The organism is Streptomyces sp. NPDC055013, from assembly GCF_053608645.1.
In genome coordinates, this window is record NZ_JBSGVW010000035.1 from 89,315 (window position 1) to 107,356 (window position 18,042).

General features: G+C 68.6%; 14 protein-coding genes. 6 read left to right on the forward strand and 8 right to left on the reverse strand.

Going from position 1 to position 18,042, the window contains the following annotated elements; translation table 11 throughout:
• Positions 1–63 precede the first annotated feature (63 nt).
• Positions 64–1,305, forward strand: a complete 1,242-nt coding sequence (locus tag ACWGDB_RS33315; protein ID WP_453825863.1) for a choice-of-anchor Q domain-containing protein — start codon at positions 64–66, stop codon at positions 1,303–1,305.
• A gap of 100 nt (positions 1,306–1,405) precedes the next feature.
• On the opposite strand, the gene ACWGDB_RS33320 is transcribed toward ACWGDB_RS33315, so the two are convergent.
• A complete protein-coding gene (locus tag ACWGDB_RS33320) occupies positions 1,406–2,965 on the reverse strand; it encodes a mucoidy inhibitor MuiA family protein (protein WP_453825864.1) in 1,560 nt (519 codons plus the stop codon).
• 4 nt (positions 2,966–2,969) lie between these two features.
• A complete protein-coding gene (locus ACWGDB_RS33325; protein WP_453825865.1) occupies positions 2,970–5,144 on the reverse strand; it encodes a DUF4139 domain-containing protein in 2,175 nt (724 codons plus the stop codon).
• Between the two features lie 324 nt (positions 5,145–5,468).
• Here ACWGDB_RS33325 and ACWGDB_RS33330 point away from each other — a divergent pair, with 324 nt between their 5' ends.
• Positions 5,469–6,698, forward strand: a complete 1,230-nt coding sequence (locus tag ACWGDB_RS33330) for an MFS transporter (RefSeq protein WP_453825866.1) — start codon at positions 5,469–5,471, stop codon at positions 6,696–6,698.
• Between the two features lie 96 nt (positions 6,699–6,794).
• Here ACWGDB_RS33330 and ACWGDB_RS33335 read toward each other — a convergent pair whose 3' ends face one another.
• The 3 genes from ACWGDB_RS33335 to ACWGDB_RS33345 all read right to left on the reverse strand — a co-directional run bounded on the left by ACWGDB_RS33335 (position 6,795) and on the right by ACWGDB_RS33345 (position 10,947).
• Entirely contained in the window at positions 6,795–7,859 is a 1,065-nt protein-coding gene (locus ACWGDB_RS33335) for a glycoside hydrolase family 5 protein (RefSeq protein ID WP_453825867.1), read from the reverse strand.
• A gap of 440 nt (positions 7,860–8,299) precedes the next feature.
• Positions 8,300–9,889: a hypothetical protein gene (locus ACWGDB_RS33340; protein ID WP_453825868.1), complete on the reverse strand. Its 1,590-nt coding sequence runs from the start codon at positions 9,887–9,889 to the stop codon at positions 8,300–8,302.
• Positions 9,890–10,128: 239 nt separating this feature from the next.
• The gene (locus tag ACWGDB_RS33345) at positions 10,129–10,947 is read right to left on the reverse strand and encodes an SAM-dependent methyltransferase (protein ID WP_453825869.1); all 819 of its coding nucleotides are present in this window, start codon (positions 10,945–10,947) and stop codon (positions 10,129–10,131) included.
• Positions 10,948–11,266: 319 nt separating this feature from the next.
• Between ACWGDB_RS33345 and ACWGDB_RS33350 the strand changes: the two genes are divergently transcribed.
• The 4 genes from ACWGDB_RS33350 to ACWGDB_RS33365 all read left to right on the forward strand — a co-directional run bounded on the left by ACWGDB_RS33350 (position 11,267) and on the right by ACWGDB_RS33365 (position 15,044).
• On the forward strand, positions 11,267–12,607 hold the full coding sequence (locus ACWGDB_RS33350; protein ID WP_453825870.1) for a ferredoxin reductase family protein: 1,341 nt from the start codon (positions 11,267–11,269) through the stop codon (positions 12,605–12,607).
• A gap of 235 nt (positions 12,608–12,842) precedes the next feature.
• Positions 12,843–13,385 carry a DUF4240 domain-containing protein gene (locus tag ACWGDB_RS33355; RefSeq protein WP_453825871.1) on the forward strand — a complete coding sequence of 181 codons (543 nt, stop codon included), beginning with the start codon at positions 12,843–12,845 and terminating at the stop codon, positions 13,383–13,385.
• A gap of 166 nt (positions 13,386–13,551) precedes the next feature.
• The gene (locus ACWGDB_RS33360) at positions 13,552–14,337 is read left to right on the forward strand and encodes a hypothetical protein (RefSeq protein WP_453825872.1); all 786 of its coding nucleotides are present in this window, start codon (positions 13,552–13,554) and stop codon (positions 14,335–14,337) included.
• A gap of 365 nt (positions 14,338–14,702) precedes the next feature.
• Positions 14,703–15,044 carry a hypothetical protein gene (locus tag ACWGDB_RS33365; protein WP_453825873.1) on the forward strand — a complete coding sequence of 114 codons (342 nt, stop codon included), beginning with the start codon at positions 14,703–14,705 and terminating at the stop codon, positions 15,042–15,044.
• A gap of 389 nt (positions 15,045–15,433) precedes the next feature.
• Here ACWGDB_RS33365 and ACWGDB_RS33370 read toward each other — a convergent pair whose 3' ends face one another.
• The 3 genes from ACWGDB_RS33370 to ACWGDB_RS33380 form a co-directional block, all read right to left on the reverse strand.
• On the reverse strand, positions 15,434–16,141 hold the full coding sequence (locus ACWGDB_RS33370) for a hypothetical protein (protein WP_453825874.1): 708 nt from the start codon (positions 16,139–16,141) through the stop codon (positions 15,434–15,436).
• A 62-nt stretch (positions 16,142–16,203) separates the two neighbouring features.
• Positions 16,204–16,869 carry a uridine kinase family protein gene (locus tag ACWGDB_RS33375; RefSeq protein WP_453825875.1) on the reverse strand — a complete coding sequence of 222 codons (666 nt, stop codon included), beginning with the start codon at positions 16,867–16,869 and terminating at the stop codon, positions 16,204–16,206.
• A 191-nt stretch (positions 16,870–17,060) separates the two neighbouring features.
• The gene (locus ACWGDB_RS33380) at positions 17,061–17,513 is read right to left on the reverse strand and encodes a VOC family protein (protein ID WP_453825876.1); all 453 of its coding nucleotides are present in this window, start codon (positions 17,511–17,513) and stop codon (positions 17,061–17,063) included.
• Between the last annotated feature and the right edge of the window lie 529 nt (positions 17,514–18,042).

Below are 18,042 nucleotides of genomic sequence, written 5' to 3' on the forward strand. Positions count from 1 at the left end.
CTGGTACACGTTATAGACGCGAGCGTTTCTCACTATCTTCCCCCGAGTAGGAGCGCACCCCCCATGAGAAGTTCGACTGCCCTTTCGGCTCTGACCGCCTCGCTGGCGGCCCTAGCAGGGATCGTGGCCGCCACCCCGGCCGCTGCGCAAGCAGCCTCCGCGTCGGCGACTTTCACGGTCAACTCCACGGAAGACGCCGTGGATGCGGACGCGTCCGACGGCATCTGCCGCACCGCCACAGGAACCTGCACCCTGCGAGCAGCGGTCATGGCCGCGAACGCCCAGCCCGGCAGCACGATCGAACTACCCGCCGCCCACTACCGGCTGACCATTCCCCCCAATCCCGACCAGCTCAACGGGCGCACCGCCGACCCGACCAAAGGCGACCTGAACGTCCTCGAGCCGACCACCATCCGGGGGGCCGGGGCGCGGGAGACCATCATCGACGCCGACCACATCGACCGGGTCTTCCGCATGGGCGCAGACACGCAGCTGTCCGACCTCACCATCACGGGAGGAGACGCCAAGCAGCGGGAGGTGCCCATCACCGACCCCGGCGGAGGCGGTATCGCCAACAGCAAGCACATGACGCTGCGCCGGGTAACGGTGACGGGGAACCGTGCCGGCTATGGAGGCGGCATCTTCAACATCCCCAACTCCCACCTGTCGCTGATCGACAGCACCGTCAGCCGCAACATATCGGGCGAGGCCGGAGGCATCCGGTTCGACGACACCGGCACCGTGGTCAATTCGACGATCGCGGACAACCGCGTGACCGACGACTGGGACCGGCCGGGCAGCCTGTCCGGCTACGGAGGCGGCATCGACATCCGCGGCACCGGCCTGGTGGAGATCCGCAACTCCACGATCACCGGCAACACCGCCACCGACGGCGGCGGCGGAATCAACATCGCCCCCGCCTACCTGGACAGCCTGCCGGGACCCATAACCGACCCCATCAACCTGCCGCTGGGTCACCTCGCCCTCCAGAACACCATCATCGCCGGAAACACCATCGGCCAAGCCACCAGCGACTGCAAGAACGTCTTCGCCACCATCGAGTCACGGGGCAACAATCTCGACAGCGGAAACAACTGCCACCTCACGGCCGAAGGCGATCTCCCCAGCCGTGATCCCCACCTCGGGCCCCTCGGCGAAAACGGTGGGCCGACAAACACCGTGGCCTTGCTGCCCGGCAGTCCCGCCATCGACGGCGGCGCCGACTGCCCGTCCGCCGACCAGCGCGGCGTGCTGCGGCCTCAAGGCCCGGCGTGCGACATCGGAGCCTTCGAATACCAGCACTGACTCCCGCCCTGCGCTTTCCTCGCACCAGCTCAAGGGACTCCACGAACGCATGGTCTGCCCGCCCTCTCAGCTCACGACAGTCCAGGGCGGAAACGCTCGCTCACAGCCCCGCGACCTTGCCGCTCGCGGAGATCTCGTAGACCAGGGTGACCGTGCGGTGCGCGCCGGGCGTCAGCCGCAGGTCCCAGCGTGCGATGCCGTCGGCGTCGACCGCGTCGGGCTCCGGCGCGCAGGCTTCCTTGCGCAGGCGTACCTCGACCGCCGACACCTCGGAGACCGGGATCCGCTCCCGAAGCGTGACGACCTGGTCGATCCGGTCTTCGGGCGCGGAGAAGCGGGAGAGATGCAACCGGACCGTGCGGGTGATCACGGTTCGCTGGGTCAACGTCGCAGTGTCGCGGGACTCTTCGGCTTGCCGGATCACCCGGTAGTCGTCGTGGCTGCCGAAGGCGAGCTCGACAGGGGCACCCGGTGCGGTGAAGCTCAGCGTGCCGCGGCCGGTGAATCCGCTGCCGCGGACGAGGTCCACAGGCCCGGCCAGCAGCGCGTGGCCGGAGGTGTTGTCGAACCGCACGACTTGGGTGACCAGCGGCGACAGTTCTGGTGAGCAGGAGTACTCGCTGCTCGCGGTGGCGGTGACGGCGGTGAGCGACACCCGGTGGCCGCGGCCGTCCGTGGGGACGGAGACGGGCGCGGGGGAGTGCAGCACACGCGTCCGGCCGCCGTCGTCCACTCCAGGAAGGCCGAGTACCGGGGCCGGCCCGAGGTCCGCGGTCTCCTCCTCCCGCCATTCCACGTCGACGGTCCGACGCTCAGCGGCGGAGCGATCCTTGAGGGTCAGCCGGTCCTCGGTCAGCTGCGGCGGGTCGGTGGTCTGTGCCGAGCGGGCCGTCGACAAGGTGAGGCGTACGTCCGACCAGTCCTCGCCGGTGCGCTGCCAGACCATCGCGTCGGTCTCCAGCGTCAGCGAGTCCGCGTCGAGTACGGCCCGGTAGGCCGGGCGCCACAGAGCGCACGAGGTGAGGTGGGTCAGACGCAGCCGGACCGGCTCGGCGACTGCGGCCTGTACGGTCAGCTCCACATGGCCGACCAGTTCGATGGGCTGCTCCTCGGCGAGGTCGATGGCCTGGCGAGTCTCCATCAGTTCTCTGGAGAGGGTCGTCAACCGTGCTTCGGCGGTGCGGAGTTGCTCGGCGTACGAGTCGCGCTCGGCGTCGATCCGGTCCAGTTCGCGGGTCCAGCGGGTCTCGTCGGTCTCCCCATAGCCGGTCCCTTCGGCGATGTCCCGCAGTAGATCGGCGGCGAGGCGGCCGAGGAGGTCGAGGCGGGTGCGCAGCCGGTCGCGTGCGTGGCCGAGGGTGAGCTGTTCCTCTTCGAGCGCGCGCGTCCGCCTCCGCAGGGCGGAGTCGTCGGCGGACGGCAGCGGCGCCCGCGGTGTCCAGGTGCGGACGACACGCACGTCGAGGACGGTGGGCCGGTGGTCGCCCGTCAGTTCCGCGTGGAGCGTGCGGTCGACCGCGAGTGCGCTGATCGGCCCGAGGCGCAGTCGCTGGATGCCTGCGTTCAGGTCGAGTTCGGCCGTTCGCTCGATATGGGCGCGGTCCTCCAGGCAGGTGACAGCGGTGACGGGCAGGGGGATCGGCCGGGTGTCCGTGGGCATGGTGTCAGCTCCTGCGGTTGCCGCCGACCAGGGCCTTGGCGGCCGGGACGCGGATGTCGTAGCCGCCGTCGAGGGTGGTGCTGCCGCCGGCGGGCAGGTCCACTCGCCAGACGCGGGTCCCCGGGGCGTGCCGGTCGGGGCCGCTGTCCTGCTCGGGCGCTGTCCAGTCGGCCCGTTCCTCGATACGGACGTCCGGGTCGGTCGTGACCGGAACTTGTTCGTGGACCTCGACGGTGACGGCATGGGCCAGCCGGTTGGCCAGTTCCACGTGGACCTGGTGGGCGAGCACGGTCGTGTTGCTGCGCAGCCCCGATGTCGACTCGCGCAGGTTCGTGCGGCGGGTGACCCGGATGCCCTCGGCCGGTCCCAGCCCCATCCGGCGCACTCCGCCGGGAGCGAGCGTGGGCAGAGCAGCGGTCGTCAGGAAGTCGTCGTCGCTGGTGACCTCCACCGGCCCGGCGAGCAGGGCCTGGTCGGTGGCGTTGGAGAGCACGAGCGTGGCGTAGACCGTCTGCTCCACGGACGGCACGCACAGGTACTCCGTGCGCAAGCCGACCGGGATGTCGGTGACGGTGATGGTGTGCCAGGTGCCGTCGGAGGGGATGTCGGCGCGGGCGACGGCGTCGTAGCGGTGGTCGAAGGAGCGCGCCGACTCGCGGGGCCGCACGGCGTGTCCGGGCAACGGCAGCGCGGCGACCGCATCGGCGCGGCGGCGGTACTCGTCCGCCACCGCGTCGTAGGGCGCGTGAGGGAAGAGCCTGCCCCGGCTGCCGGCGTTCTCCTCGGCGCCGGACAGCACGAGCGCGGCGTAGTCGAGCTCCACGCCGCTGGGTTGCGGCGGACCGACCGCCACCGGCGGTGACGGTGGCGGGCCTGCCTGGACCGCGGCCTCCGGGGCCATGGCGGCGGGAGCGGCGCCGCGCCTGGCAGCGGGCCCAGCCCCACCGCTCGGTCGTCCCGACGGCCTCCGCGGCGCCGCCGGGGCTGCCACGGCGGTGTCGAACGCTGCCGGCGCAGCACCGGCGAAGCCCGTGGGCTCAGCGGGTGCGGCGGGCGGCATGCCGTATCCCTGCGGTGTCGGAGGCGGAGGGACGGGACCGGGCATGGCGGGCGGCATGCCGTAACCCAGCGATGCCGGCGGTGGGGCGACGGGCGCGGGTGGGGGCACGGCGGGCATGCCGTACCCCTGCGGCACCGGCGGCGTGGGGACGGGGCCTGCGGCGGCCACGGGCACAGGCACCGCTGCCGACACAGGACGGGGACCTGCCGCGTCGTAGCCGGCGAAGAGATCGGCGAGCCCCACGGGAGGCTCCCGCCAGCCGGTGGGCGCGGGGGCGGGCTGCCGCCGTCCTACCCGGATCGAACGCAGAGAGGGCAGGTCGGTGCGGCGCCGTAGATCCGCGGTGGCCAGACCGATGCGGACCCCGGTCCAGTCCTCGCCGGTGCGCTGCGCGATCGAGGCACGCAGTACCAGGGTGCCGCTGTCGTCGCCCTGACGGTGCGTAAGTCGGTAGGCGGGGACCCAGACGGCCCCCGGCACGCCGTACTCGAGCTCCAGCTCCACAGTTCCGCTTCCGGTTCCGGCCAGCGTCAGGACCGCGACGACCGTGGTCGCGACGTGCTCGGACTGCACGTCGGTGGAGGCGCGGACCCAGCGGTCCGTGGCTATGGAGAGTTCGTGCTCGACGCGGCGCAGTTCCTCCTCCAGCTCGACGAGCCGGAGGTGCAGTCCCCGCAGCCGCTCGTCGACGAATTCGGCGAGTCGCAGCCACGCGTCCGCGGGTGTACGGCGGGGCGGGTCTTCGGGATTGCGGGGCGGCGGAACCGGGCGCAGCGCCGTCACTTCGGAGATGAGGCCCAGCTGGCGGTCACGGCGGCCCTGTGCCGCGCCACAGGCGTCGCGCAGCCTCTCCATCTCGTGCCGCAGGCTGTCGGCCGTGTCGGTGCCGGAGGGTTCGGCATCCACTTCCATACGCACCTCGGTGACACGTACGCCATGATCACCGACGACTTTGGCGCGCAGCGAGCCCGGGTCCATCGACCGGGGCAGTCCCGTCACCCGTACCCTGCCGTCCATCGGCACGGTGCCCCGCGCCACCCGGGTACAGAGCGCACCCTGCGCGTACACCACGACCGCGTCGAGCGACGACGCCCATCGCTGCGTTTCCCCAGACTCCATACACCCGCCCCCGTTGTGTCCGTGCCGACCGAAGCCTACGCCCAGGCCCCGGCCGAACCAGTCCGGACCGGTTGACCTCCACCGGCGGTGGGCGGCACCGAGGCGGCATGACATAGGTCACGTCAAGACGTGGCCCGATCTTGGAATGCGCTGTCTCTGCCCGGTGCTGCACTGTTCATGGGCTCGCCCTGTGTGGGGGCGCGCTGGGCAACGGTGCTCGACGCGGCCGGCCGAGGTGGGTGGGTGTCCCCCCGACCTCGGCCTTCTCTGCTCCCTCGTCCTGCTCGTCCTCGGACCGTTGTCTTCGAAAGGTTCTCCCGCACCATGCCTCTGGCTCTGCTTGCCCTTGCCGTTGTCGCCTTCGGCATCGGCACGACCGAGTTCGCCACGATGGGGCTGCTGCCCCAGATCGCCGACGGGGTCGGGGTGTCGGTGCCCCAGGCCGGCAACCTCGTGTCGGCGTACGCGCTCGGTGTCGTCGTAGGTGCCCCGGTTCTGACCGGCATCGGTGCACGCATACCGCACAAGAAGCTGCTGCTGCTGTTGTCGGGACTGTTCGTGGTCGGCAACATCGCCTCCGCGCTCGCCCCGAACTTCGGCCTGCTTTTCGCCGCGCGTTTCCTGGCGGGGCTGCCGCACGGCGCGCTGTTCGGAGTGGGCGCCGTCGTCGCCTCCCGGCTGGTCGCCCCCGAACGGGCCGCACGCGCCGTGTCGATGATGTTCCTCGGCCTGACGGTCGCGAACATCGTCGGCGTCCCGGCCGGCACCGCGCTCGGCCAGCAACTGGGCTGGCGGTCCGCCTACGTCGCCGTCGCCGTCATCGGGCTCGTCGCGCTCGCCGCCCTGGCCGCTTTCGTCCCGCACCAGCCCCGCGGTCAGCAGTCCGGCATCCGCCACGAGGTGCGGGCCATGAAGAACCGGCAGGTCGCGATCGGCCTGGCCACGGCAGTGGTCGGGTTCGGCGGCTTCTTCGCCGTCTACAGCTACCTCGTGCCGATGCTGACGCACCTGACGGGCATCTCCGACACGTCTACCACCCTGGTCCTGGCGCTGTACGGGGTAGGCATGACCGTCGGCACGCTGATGGCCGGCCCCCTCACCGACCGCGCCCTGCGCCCGACTCTCTACGCGGGCCTCGCCCTGCTCGCGGCCGGCCTGGTCACGTTCTACTTCACCGTCCACAGCACCGTTCCGGCCCTGGTCACGATCACCTTCATCGGCGCGATGGGTGCCCTCATCACCACCCCCGTGCAGATGCTGCTCATGGCGAAGGCCAAGAACGCCCCGACGATGGCCGCAGCCTCCAACCACTCCGCGTTCAACCTGGCCAACGCGGGCGGCGCCTGGCTCGGCGGACTGGCCATCTCCGCCGGCTGGGGCTGGGCGTCACCGAACCTCGTCGGCGCCGCCCTGGCCGTAGCAGGCCTCGGACTGGCCTTCACGGGCGGCCTCATGGACCGGCGCGGCGGACGCTCCGCGACCTCCGAGGTGATCACGTCATCCGCTACGGAGAACCCGACGGAGGCGGCATCCACCACACCGGCCAAGGGATGACCGGCCGGCCACGTCGCTCCGCAAGGTGAGGTGGCCTGTGTGAGACACACAGGCCACCGGTTCGATCACGCTGATCCACGTTCGCTCATTCGCTCATCACCAGTTGTCCGGCGACATGATGCGCTCGCGAATCCACGCTCCGGCGGGCTTCAGCGGCGAGGTGCCGGTCCACGGGCCGGACCTGTCGCACGTCCCGGTCTTGAAGACGGCCCCGGAGCGGTTGTCGTCGGAGAAGTTCCAGTTCGTCCAGCTGATCTTCTTGCTGGCCATGAGGTCGAGGTAGCGCTGCGACATGGCGAAGTCGTTGCTGCCCTCGCCGGCGTAGTTCTGGGTGCCGAACTCGGTGACGAACACCGGGAGCTTGTCGGCGGCGCGGGAGAGGGTCGCCAGGTACTCGTCGCGGTGCGAGTACGCGTAGAAGTGGAAGGTGTACATGATGTTGGACGCCCTGACGGGGTTGTTCACCACCTCCGACTCGTTGGCCCCCTCGGAGACACCGAACGAGGACCACGCGCGGGTTCCGACCAGTACGGGAGCGTCGGAGTCGATGTTGCGAATGGTCGGGATGATCTGCTCCGCGTAACTCTTGATCCGCGACCAGCTCACGCCGCTGGGCTCGTTCGCGATCTCGTAGAGGACGTTGTTCTTGTCCTTGTTGCGGTTGGCGATGTCGGTGAAGAACTGCCGGGCCTTGCTGAGGTTCGTGTTGGGGTCGCCCGGGGTGAGCATGTGCCAGTCGACGATCACGTACATGCCGCGGTCGGTCGCCTGCTGGATGAGGGAGTTCGCGAGGTTGGTGAAGTGCTGCGGGTTCGTCTCGTAGCCGCCCTCCTGGACGTAGGTCGAGACGCGCAGGATGTCGGCCTTCCAGTCGCCGGCCAGGGCGTCGAGTGAACCGTTGGTCAGGCAGTGCGGGTACCACTGGGTGCCGTGGGTGCTCATGCCTCGCAACTGGATGGGGTTCCCGCGGCTGTTGCACAGCTTGGTGCCACAGACTCTGAGCTGGCCGTTCACGGAGACCGGCGTGGCGGCCGCGGCACGCTGATCCGCGCCGGCGGCTCGGGCGGAACCGGTCGGGATGACGCTGAGGAGGAGCAGGAGGATGCTGCCGAGCGCGGCGGCTACCGCACCCCGCCGAAGCGACAGAGGTGATGCCCTCATATGAACCTCGTTCAGGTGGGGGATTGATAGGAAACTTTCCTAACCAGGAAACCAGAGCCCACTTGGGGCTACAAGAGCCCTGTCGTCATCCACAATTGCTTCGGCATTCACAGAGACGCGGTTCGCGTATGTGATTGAGGATGTGTGCTCGGAGCCGGGGCCTCGCCGGGCCGCCGTCGAGGAACGAGCCTGGCGGACGGCCCGGTTGCGGGTGTGCCGGTGCTGCTCGCCGGTGCTGCTCGGCGAGCCAAGGAGAGTTTGTTGCGGTCTGGTCCCCGCCGGTCCGGCGTGCGGAGTGGTCACGCACCTGGCTTTCGGAGGACCCTGCGATGCGCCGGCCCCGGGCCGACAGTCCTGCGGGAACGCCGATCGGTCACCGGGGCGGCGTCCACCGCCGTACGTTGGTCGCAGCCATCAACAACCGGCTGCGACCAGCACGTTCATCGCCGGCCCTGGCCCCCGTCGCGTACGGAGGTCAGTCCGTTGAAGACGCCCGTGTACGCGGTGCCGTCGGGGCCGATGGTGACCGGTGCCCAGTTGTTGTCGTACAGAAGGCCCGTCCCGACGAGCTGCTTCCACCGAGTGGCGCCCGTGCGGAAGTCGACGGCCGTCAGATACCAGGCGGCGACGCCGATGGTGTTCGGATCCTTGGTGTACAGGTAGATCAGACCGTTGGCGGTGGAGAGCTTCGGCACGACGGACGGGGCTCGCTCGCTGCTCTCCCAGACGGTGTGGCATCCGCTGCCGTCGGGGCGGACGTCGATGCGGGTGACGCCGCCGACGACGCTCCGCCCGAAGGTGAGCGATCCGACGTTCTCGTAGCCGTAGTTGTTCTCGACCACGAGGCTGTTTCCCCAGCTGATCAGGGAGTTGTCGGTCGTGGATGCGCCGGAGCCGAAGACCGGAACCTTGCACACGACCCGCTCACCGGCCGGCACGTCGGTGCCCCGCCGGTAGACCAGCACGTTCATGCGGTCGTCGGCGTTGTCGGTGATCGCGACGTACTTCCCGCCGGGGCCGAAGATGTCCGGGGTGGTGCCCGAACCCTGGTTGACGGAACCCGGCTTGCTGCCGGTGCCCCTGTCGTAGGCCTGCCGCCACACCACGGAGGGTGTTCCGTCCGCGGTAGCGGTGAGCTCGTACAGGGCATGGTCGGAGACGATCGACACACCGTCGTCGGCGACGGAGAAGGAGTTCTGGATCTCCTCGCCCGCCAGACGAATCGAACGGACCGCGCCCGTTCCCGGCTCGACGGTACCGACACGGCCTTGCCGGGTGACCCACCAGATGCGGCCCTGCCAGTCCGGCATCACCGATGTGATGGGGTCGCACTCCCCACTGGGGTACAGGTTGGTCCAGGTCACGCAGTCGTGCGGGATGTGGCCGGTCAGGTCCCAGTCGTCGGCGACGGTGAACTCCCAGCTGCCATCGGGCTGTTGCCGGTGAGCGAGACGGATGACGTGCTGCCGCGAGTCCGCGAGCACCAAGCGGTCTTCGTTGTCCAGGTACGAGTACGCGCCTCCGGACGTGTCCTTGAAGATCCGGGAGAAGTCCAGCCGGGTGATCGCTTCCACAGTGGACGGGCGCTGCGGAAGCTTGTACTCCGCCAAGGTCGCGAGCGTACGGGGATCGAGCAGCTTGACCAGAAACCCGGTGAACGTCCCGCACACCGTGACGATCCGTCCTGCCCTGTCGAAGGTCACGTTCGCACACTCGCCGCCGAGCGCCGCCATCTTCTCGCTGCTGACTTCCGGCGCGTTACCCAGAGGGCCGCTCCATGGGTACGTCGCGCTGCCCCAGGCGTCGGCGTGCATGCCGCTGCGGCCATTGGCTGCCATGTGGGGATGCTGGGGTGGCCGCTGCCCGGGCAACGGGTCGGGCTCGGCGGGTTCGCCCGTGTAGGAGGCGACGAGACGGTGGCCGGGTGCCTTCGGAATCGGGTCCGCGTGCGCGGACCCCGTGGCGGCCAGCAGCGTGGCCGCCACGGTCAGTGCGACAGCCGGGGCACGGCTGACTGCTCGTATGGACATACGACTCCTTGGTTGCGTACGACGATGCCGCGCCGACGGCGACGGTAGGAGCCGGCCCTTGAGGTGTCCACGCAGATGCGGAACTTTTCAAAGGACTGCAATCAATGCCGGGCCCGGCGATCGCACTGACTCGGGTTTCCGGGCTCTTGACTGCACGTGCCGGCGTGCCCACGTACCGGTTCGACAGGCGCCCCGCGCTGCCCCTCGCCGGCCGAATACACCGAATACGCCGAATATGCTCAGGTCTTGAGCCCCACGCCACCGAACATGGCCACCTCGGCGGGCAGACCGGTCTCGCTGTCATCCGATCGCCAGCGGTTGCAGGACACGACGCCCGGCTCGAGGAGCTCCAGCCCGTTGAAGAACGAGGCGATGTCGGCCGGCGTGCGCTGGGTCAGTTTCGGCGTGCCGTGCTCGTTCCAGAATGCGACCGCTGCGTCGACGTCCGGCATGTCCGGCCGCGTGATCGTATGGGAGAGGGCGAGGTGGCTGCCCGCAGGCAGGCGGTCCATCAGACGCCGCACGATGCCGGACGCCTCGTCGTCGTCCTCGACGAAGATGACGACGCCGAGCATCATCAGCGCCACGGGCTCACTGAAGTCCAGGGTGCGCTCCGCCTGCTCCAGGATGGTGTCGACGTTGCGCAGATCCTCGTCGAGGTAGTCGGTGCGGCCCTCTGGCGTGCTGGTCAGCAGGGCTTCGGCGTGGGCCAGCACGATGGGGTCGTTGTCGACGTAGACGATGCGGGAATCCGGCGCGATGCGCTGAGCGACCTCGTGGGTGTTGTCGGCCGTCGGCAGGCCGGTGCCGATGTCGAGGAACTGCCGTATCCCGCGCTCGCCGGCGAGATACCGTACGGCCCGCCCGAGGAACTGCCGATCGGCGAGGGCGTAGTCGCCGATGCCCGGGTGCAATGTGCGGATCTGATCCCCTGCAGCCTGGTCGACCGGGTAGTTGTCCTTGCCGCCCAGCCAGTAGTTCCAGATCCGGGCCGTGTGCGGCTGGTCGGTCCTGATTCGCTTGTGCGCCTCGGCCGAGGCAGCGGGAATCCCGGTCACGCGATGTCCTCCAGATCAGCCCGATTCAGGGGTCGTTCAGGGTCAAGGAGCAACCTAGCGGCTGGAGTTGGGGAGAGCAGAGGCACCCGGGACCCGGCGCTCGATTCACGACGAGCGAGTCTGCCCTGACCAGGGAGAGCCTCAGCCGCCGAACGCCCAAAATGGCGGTCGGATTGGAAGGGTTCCGGCATGAACGGATCGGGCTCACGCGCCGTATCCTTACCCGATCGAGGTGCGCATTTGGTCGAATTCCTCGGTCTTCATGGGGTTTGTGCACACGGGTCGTGAGTAGTGCGGCCATGGGGGATGAGAGGCAACCATGACGGCGGCGAGTAACACGGTGCGTACGGGCACCATGCTTCCGGTAGACGCGGCGCGCTGGGCGATGTGGACGTTCGTCATCGTCAATGTGGTGATCGTCGAGGCGCTGTTCGTCAGCGCCGGGTCGGGCAAGAACGAGGTGCTCACGGTCGCCAAGTTCTTCGGCCTGCACGCAGCCCTGCTGATGCTGTTCCAACTGCTGCTGGTGGCCCGGCTGTCGTGGCTGGACCGCCGCATCGGCATGGACCGGCTCACGGTGTGGCATCGCTGGGTCGGCTTCACCTTGCTGTGGACCGTCCTCACCCACGCCACTTTGGTGGTGCTCGGCTACGCGACTCTCGACGACGCGTCCATGGGGAAGACGTTCGTCGCGCTCAGCGGGGTGCCGGCCTCCCTGCTGGGCATGCTCGCAGCGGCGATCATCGTCGTGATCGCCGTGATCTCCACCCGGGGCCTGCGGCGCCGGCTGCAGTACGAGGTCTGGCACGGCCTGCATCTGCTGCTCTACGTGGCCCTGGGCCTGGCGTTCGTCCACCAGTTGCAGGAGACGACGACGTTCACGTCCTCCGCGTTCGCCACGGCCTACTGGTGGATCCTGTGGCTGTTCGCGTTCGGCGCGCTGCTGACGGGGCGCCTGGCCGTGCCGTTGTGGCGCAACGCCTACCACCAGTTCCGCGTCGCTGCCGTCGTGCCCGAGTCGGACAACGTGGTCTCGGTGTACGTCACCGGCCGGCACCTCGACAAACTCCCCGCCCGAGCCGGCCAGTTCTGCATCTGGCGGTTCCCCGGGCACAACCACTGGTGGCTGGCCAACCCCTTCTCCCTGTCCGCGGCGCCCGGCGGTCAGGGACTGCGCCTCACGGCCAAGGCGGCGGGCAGCGCCAGCGCGGGCCTGCGGGACGTCCCGGTCGGCAGCCGCGCCTTCGTCGAGGGGCCGTACGGGGCGTTCACGTCGTTGCACCGGTCCCGCCCCGGCGTCCTGCTGATCGCCGGGGGCGTGGGGATCACACCCGTGCGGGCCATGCTGGAGGAGCAGACGACCGGCGACGTCGTCGTCCTGTACCGGGTACGCAGCGAGGCCGATGCCGTGCTGCTCAACGAGGTGCGTCACCTGGTCGCGCTACGGGGCGGAAGGTTGCAGCTGCTCACCGGCAGGACGGGCGAGTGCGGCGTCCCGCCGTTCGACCCGAGCAGCTTGTACCGGCTGGTGCCCGACATCACCGAACGCGACGTGTACGTCTGCGGGCCGCCGGCCATGACCAGGGCTGTGCTCGGCGGGCTGCGAGAGCTGCGGGTTCCCGCTCGACAGGTGCACGCCGAGAGGTTCGGTCTGGCCTGACTCGGTCGTGGGCCGACTGTCCATACCCGCCGGGGCTACGAGAGAGGTGGGCGCGGGCGGACCCTTCTTGGCCGCGACCCGGGTCGGTGCGTTGCCGTAGGGGAGAGGGCGGAGGCTTTCCGGTGCCCAAGTCAGCTGGGGCAAGGCTTCGCGGGAGATGGAGACAGCGGCAGCGGTACAACTGGCCCCGCGGCAGCCATCGGGCTGTCAGTGCCAGGTGGCATGCTCCGCCACCATGAATAGACAGGAGTTCTGGCAGCTCATCGCGGCAGCCCGCAACGAGGCGCCCGACCCGGACGACAGTGAAACGATCGCCCGCGAGACGACCTCACTACTGGCGATCCGCCCGGTCGGGGAAATCGTGGCTGCCCAGCAGGTGTTGTGGGACCTGATGGCCGAGTCATACACGACCTCTCTGTGGGCCGCCGCCTACGTCATCAACGGGGGCTGCTCCGACGACGGTTTCGACTACTTCCCAGGCTGGCTCATCGCCCAAGGGCGTGATGTCTTCGAACGCACGGTCGCCGATCCTGATGCCCTGGCAGAACTGCCCATCGTGCAAACATCGGCGACCGACGGCCTCGACCTGAACGGTGAGGAAGCGCTGAGCATCGCCTGGAACGCACACATCACGTCGACGGGCGAGCAGCTCCCTGCCGACGCATTCACCATTCGATACCCGGAGCTGGACCCTGCCTGGGACTTCGACTTCGATGACGAGGACGAGGTCGCTCGCCGGCTGCCGCGATTGGCGGCCCTCTACTTGAGCAAGACGTGACGGTTGCGGCACCACATCGACAGTGCGGCTCTCTGGCGCTGCGGACATCGCAGGAAGGCCGCGATCCAAATGTGCCGTGCCCTGGGGCGAACCTCTGTGCGAACCCGGTCCGGCTGGCTCCGCCTCGGCTGTGTAATCTCGCTTCCCACATCACAGGGGAGGAATCATGCGAGGTAGAACGGCCAGAGCGGCCTGGATCCTGGCGAGTGGGGCGGCGGCCCTGACGCTGCTGTCCGCGACGGGGGCCCATGCGGAGGGCAGGGGGGACATCCGGGTCACCAAGACGGTCGTGAACGGTGGGAACAACGTCATCATCGGCACTTCGGCGCGCGTCACCTATCCGATCGCCATCACGATCCGGGACAACTCCGGAGTGAAGGGCCTCTCGGACGTCAGTGTTTTCAACAAGACGAACGGCTGGGGCTTCAGCGACTGGGTCGACACCCGGTGCGAGAAGAAGAGTTCCACCACGTCGGTGTGCACGGCCACGATGACGATCGCCCCGGCCTGGCTCCCGGGCAGCATGCCCGAGGATGTGAACCGCACGGCCGGCGTCTGGCAGGTCAACGCCACCGTCAAGGCCAAGGACGGGGACTACTGGATCTCCGACCACATCGCCGAGTTCCAGATGAAGCGCGCTTCCAAGCTCACGACGAACGCCGCCCCCGAGCCCGTGGCCAAGGGCGCCAAGCTCACCGTCACCGGCAAGCTGGCCCGGGCCAACTGGGAGGACCTGAAGTACCACGGCTACCCCGGCCAAGACGTGAAGCTTCAGTTCAAGAAGGCCGGCAGCGCCCACTACAGCACCGTCAAGACAGTGAAGACGGGCGACACCGGCCAGCTGAGCACCAAGGTCACCGCGACTTCGGCCGGAAGCTGGCGCTGGTACTTCCCCGGCACGACGACCACCGCGCGGGTCGTGTCGGCCGGAGACGCCGTAACCCTGAAGTAGCAGCCGCTCAGAAAGGGTTCTGCGCCCAGGTCACGTCGCCATCTGGCGTGACCTGTGGCTTCTGCCCTTCAGCTAGGTCGTCCCCGTTTCGGTCTCCGGAGCGCAACCGGAGTCCGTCTCCTTGCGCAATCAGGCTCGCAGCATGTCGGGCACGCGAACGCCATATCGCCCGGAGCCCACAATGGCCGTGGGGAGCTACTCCACGTACACCATCCAGTGCTCACCGGTCGAAAGTTCCGGACCACCATTGGTAGGCCGGCGGGATCAACGACCTCCTGACGAGGTACAAGGGGAGCCAAAGGGGCGCCGCCGTAGGTCGCTACTAGCGCCTGGGGTGGGAGCACGGGGAAGGGACCGGAGGACGCATGGGGGAAGGGACGCCGGCGGAGCAAGCTCTGGGGCGCTCGTACACCACCGTTGACGGAGTCGAGTTCCACATCACCCAACTGACCGTCGCGCACCGTCCGGACCGCACGGTGACGTTGACGTTTGGACTCACCGTGCAACGACCGGACCACCCGGACCAAAGCTGGGTGGTCACCCTTCCATGGGACGACAAGTCCTTGGTGGACGTGCTCACCTCGACCGCCCCCCAACCGGACCGGCTGCAGCAGCTGGTTCACATCGTCCACGCCCTGCTGGAAGAGTGGTGGGACACCAAAAGCCACAACAGGCGGTCGGCGAGGATGGGCCGACAGATTTTTTGAGGCGGCTTCATCCTCCTATGCCGGTGTTGCTGGGCCGAACCTCGGGCCGCGTCAAGGTCGTTCGTCTGCGGCTTCGCCTCGGTGCGCAACAGGTTTGATGGAGTGGTGCGGTAAGCCAACGAGCGGCCTGAGAACCAGCTGAAGCAAGTGAATGTGGCGGGTGTCGGGCTGGACTGGAGGTCCGGGCTGGCACGCAACGCTGGCTCTTCGAGCGCACGTTCGCTCACCTGCACCAGCCTCGCCGCCTGCGGATCCGCTGGGAGATAGGCGACGACATCCACGAAGAGTTCCTCACCCTCGGATGTGCCCTGATCTGCTGGAGGTGTTTGGCCGCGTCAGGACCGCAGCCGGTCCCTGCACCAGAGGGTCGTCTGAAGGACTGGAGTCAGTCAGTGCACGCGTTCTCCGCATGCTGCCGGAAACAGCATGGCGCCTGGTGGCAGTTGGCTCGGATGCCGGGTTTTCACGCGCAGGCATGCGTCGTGGGAGTCCTCTGCGGGTGGGTATTCGAGGGTGAGTTCGCTCAGGATGGTGATGGCTCCGGCGTGGTGCATTTCCGCCGCGTGGACGCCGTCGGGGAGACGGCCGGCCAAGGTGCCGAAGGCTGCCGTGTCGCTGCCGTCGGCGATGCATTCGCGGATCTCGAAGCGCCAGTGCGCGGCCGCGTCGGCCAGCAATGACTTGCCGCTCTTTCCGCGTCCGGCAAGGAAGTCGGCGCGATCCTGGAGGTGGTGGGCGATGGCACAGCAGATGGGAATCGCGGTGCCGTCTGGAGCCGTCACCCGTGTGTACCCGGCATGCGGGTAGCTCGACAGAGCTTCATCGAGCAGCCCCAGCGCGGTATTTTGTGCCGCCGGGTGACCGTGCTGGGCGATGTCCAGGAGCAGCGGGGTCGCAACCACAGCTGCTGGGAACACCGCGCCACTGTGGCCATGAACGATCCCACCGCCGCCGAGCTGCGAGCCCGCCTCCGCCGCCTGTACCGGGTTCGCTGCCTCGGCCAGGGCGCGTAGACCATGGGCGGCCCGATCCGGTTCATACCAGTCGGGATGGCCCGGTACGGAGTCCCACTCCACCACGTCGATCTCATCCCACACAGCAGCATCCTCGCACCCAGCCGCTACCCACAGCACGAGCCTCACTCCTAACGCAGTGCCTCTCAAGACCTCGTTGCCTCAGGGCTGGTCGGCGGGGCGATGACCAACTCGGTGTCCGGGTCGTGGTCGATCTGCGGAGGGCCGGCGACGATCATGGTGGCTCCGGCCCAAGGCTGTTCTCGCAGCATGAACGGCAGTTCCTCCAACAGCCAGGCCGCTACGTGCTCTCGCTGCTCGGGGGAGACACCGTCGCGGATGGCCAACAGCCGCTCTTGCTCGTCGAGGTCACCCTGCATCCACACCGAGGCGTCCAGCCACGGGGCAAGCTCCTCGCGGATGATGCCGGTGCCCTCGACCCAGATGAAGTCGGCGCCCGCGGGGATGGTGATCGATCCGGGCCGGTCGTGGGTGGTCCAGGCAGCAGGGCGGAAGTCCACCGTCTCACCCCGGTGCAGGGGTCGCAGGATGTTCTCGGCGAGTACGGTGCCCCAGTCGAAGTAGGCGTGGTTCCAGGCGATGTCGTCGGTGTGCACGATGGCGGAGTGGGGCACCACCTTGCGTAGCCGCTCGGCGAGGGTCGTCTTGCCGGCGCCGCCACGGCCGTCGATCGCGATCACCCGCGGACGTCCGGCGACGTCGGGTGAGGCATCACGCAGCTGCTGGACAACGTCGAGCACGGCCACCACCCGCCAGCCAACGGCCTCGGTCTCGCCTGGATGAAGACGCATCGACAACCTGTCTCCGGAGGTGAGGACACTCTTCCGGCCGCGGAGTCGGCTCGCTTCCTGCGTCCCAGCTCAGCGACCGGGACGTCGACCGGCTGGTGGCGGTGGGCGGGGGAGCGGGATGCTTCCTCGACATCGCCGGTGTCTCTTGGGCTTTTCGATGGGTGTGGGCGGGGCGGTGGCCTGGTGAGGGTCTAGCTGGTGTGGGCGGGTGTGTCGGCGTATGTGCCGTGAAGCATGCCCGTGGCCTGGCCGACTTCGATGAGGTAGCCGTCCGGGTCGCGTAGGTAGCAGCGCAGTTCGGCTTTGCGGTCGATGGGTGGTGTGAGGAATTCGGCGCCTTTGGCACTCCATTCTCGGTGGCATGTTTCGATGTCGGCGACGCGGATGTTGAGGAAGCTGCTGACCGTGGTGGGGTCGGTGGGCGCGTGCAGGGTGACGTCTGGTTTGTCCGGGGTGGGGCCGCCGCCGGGATTCATGATGATCCATCCGTTGGCGAGTTTGATGGTGCAGGGGTTTTCCTCGAGTACTACTTCACCACCGAGGACGTCGGTGTAGAAGGCGCGGGATCGGGCTACGTCGGTCACCGTCAGAAAGTGGGTGAGGAGGAGCCCGGAATCCGGGGCGGGAAAGCCATCAGGGTGCACGCAAGACCTCCGGGTAGATCAGGTATTTCTCCCATAGTGGTGGATGGGTGTCCGTGGGTGCGGATGAACACGGCCGGGAGCGGGAGCCATCTGTGCGGTTCCGCGTTCGTCCCCGCCCGGCGTCCTCCTGTCGAGCGGTCGGCCGCCATACCTCGCCGAGATCCACCCGGGCAAGGGCACCTGCCGCGCCGACGGCCTCGAAGGGTGGACATCCTGCATGGAGCGGGCAGACGACGTCCCGGCTGAATGCCGGTTCGTTTTTCGATGGGCCGGATGAGGTCGGTGACAGGCCTGTCCCGGCAGCCTGCCTAAGACAGGCACACGGGGTGCGGTGCCCGGGAGGCGCGCGGGTGGTGCGCTGCTGCCGTGGCCCGTTCCGTCGGCTGGGTCGGCCGGCTCCTCGCGGCGTGGTCTTCCGCGCGCGCAGCTGTCGTACTAGGGTGCGTCTTCAAACGGATCTTGCCCAGAGTAAGAATGACGCGAGACTGACCGCTGCTTCGTAGGAGGTGGCGGTCTTGTCGTACCTGGT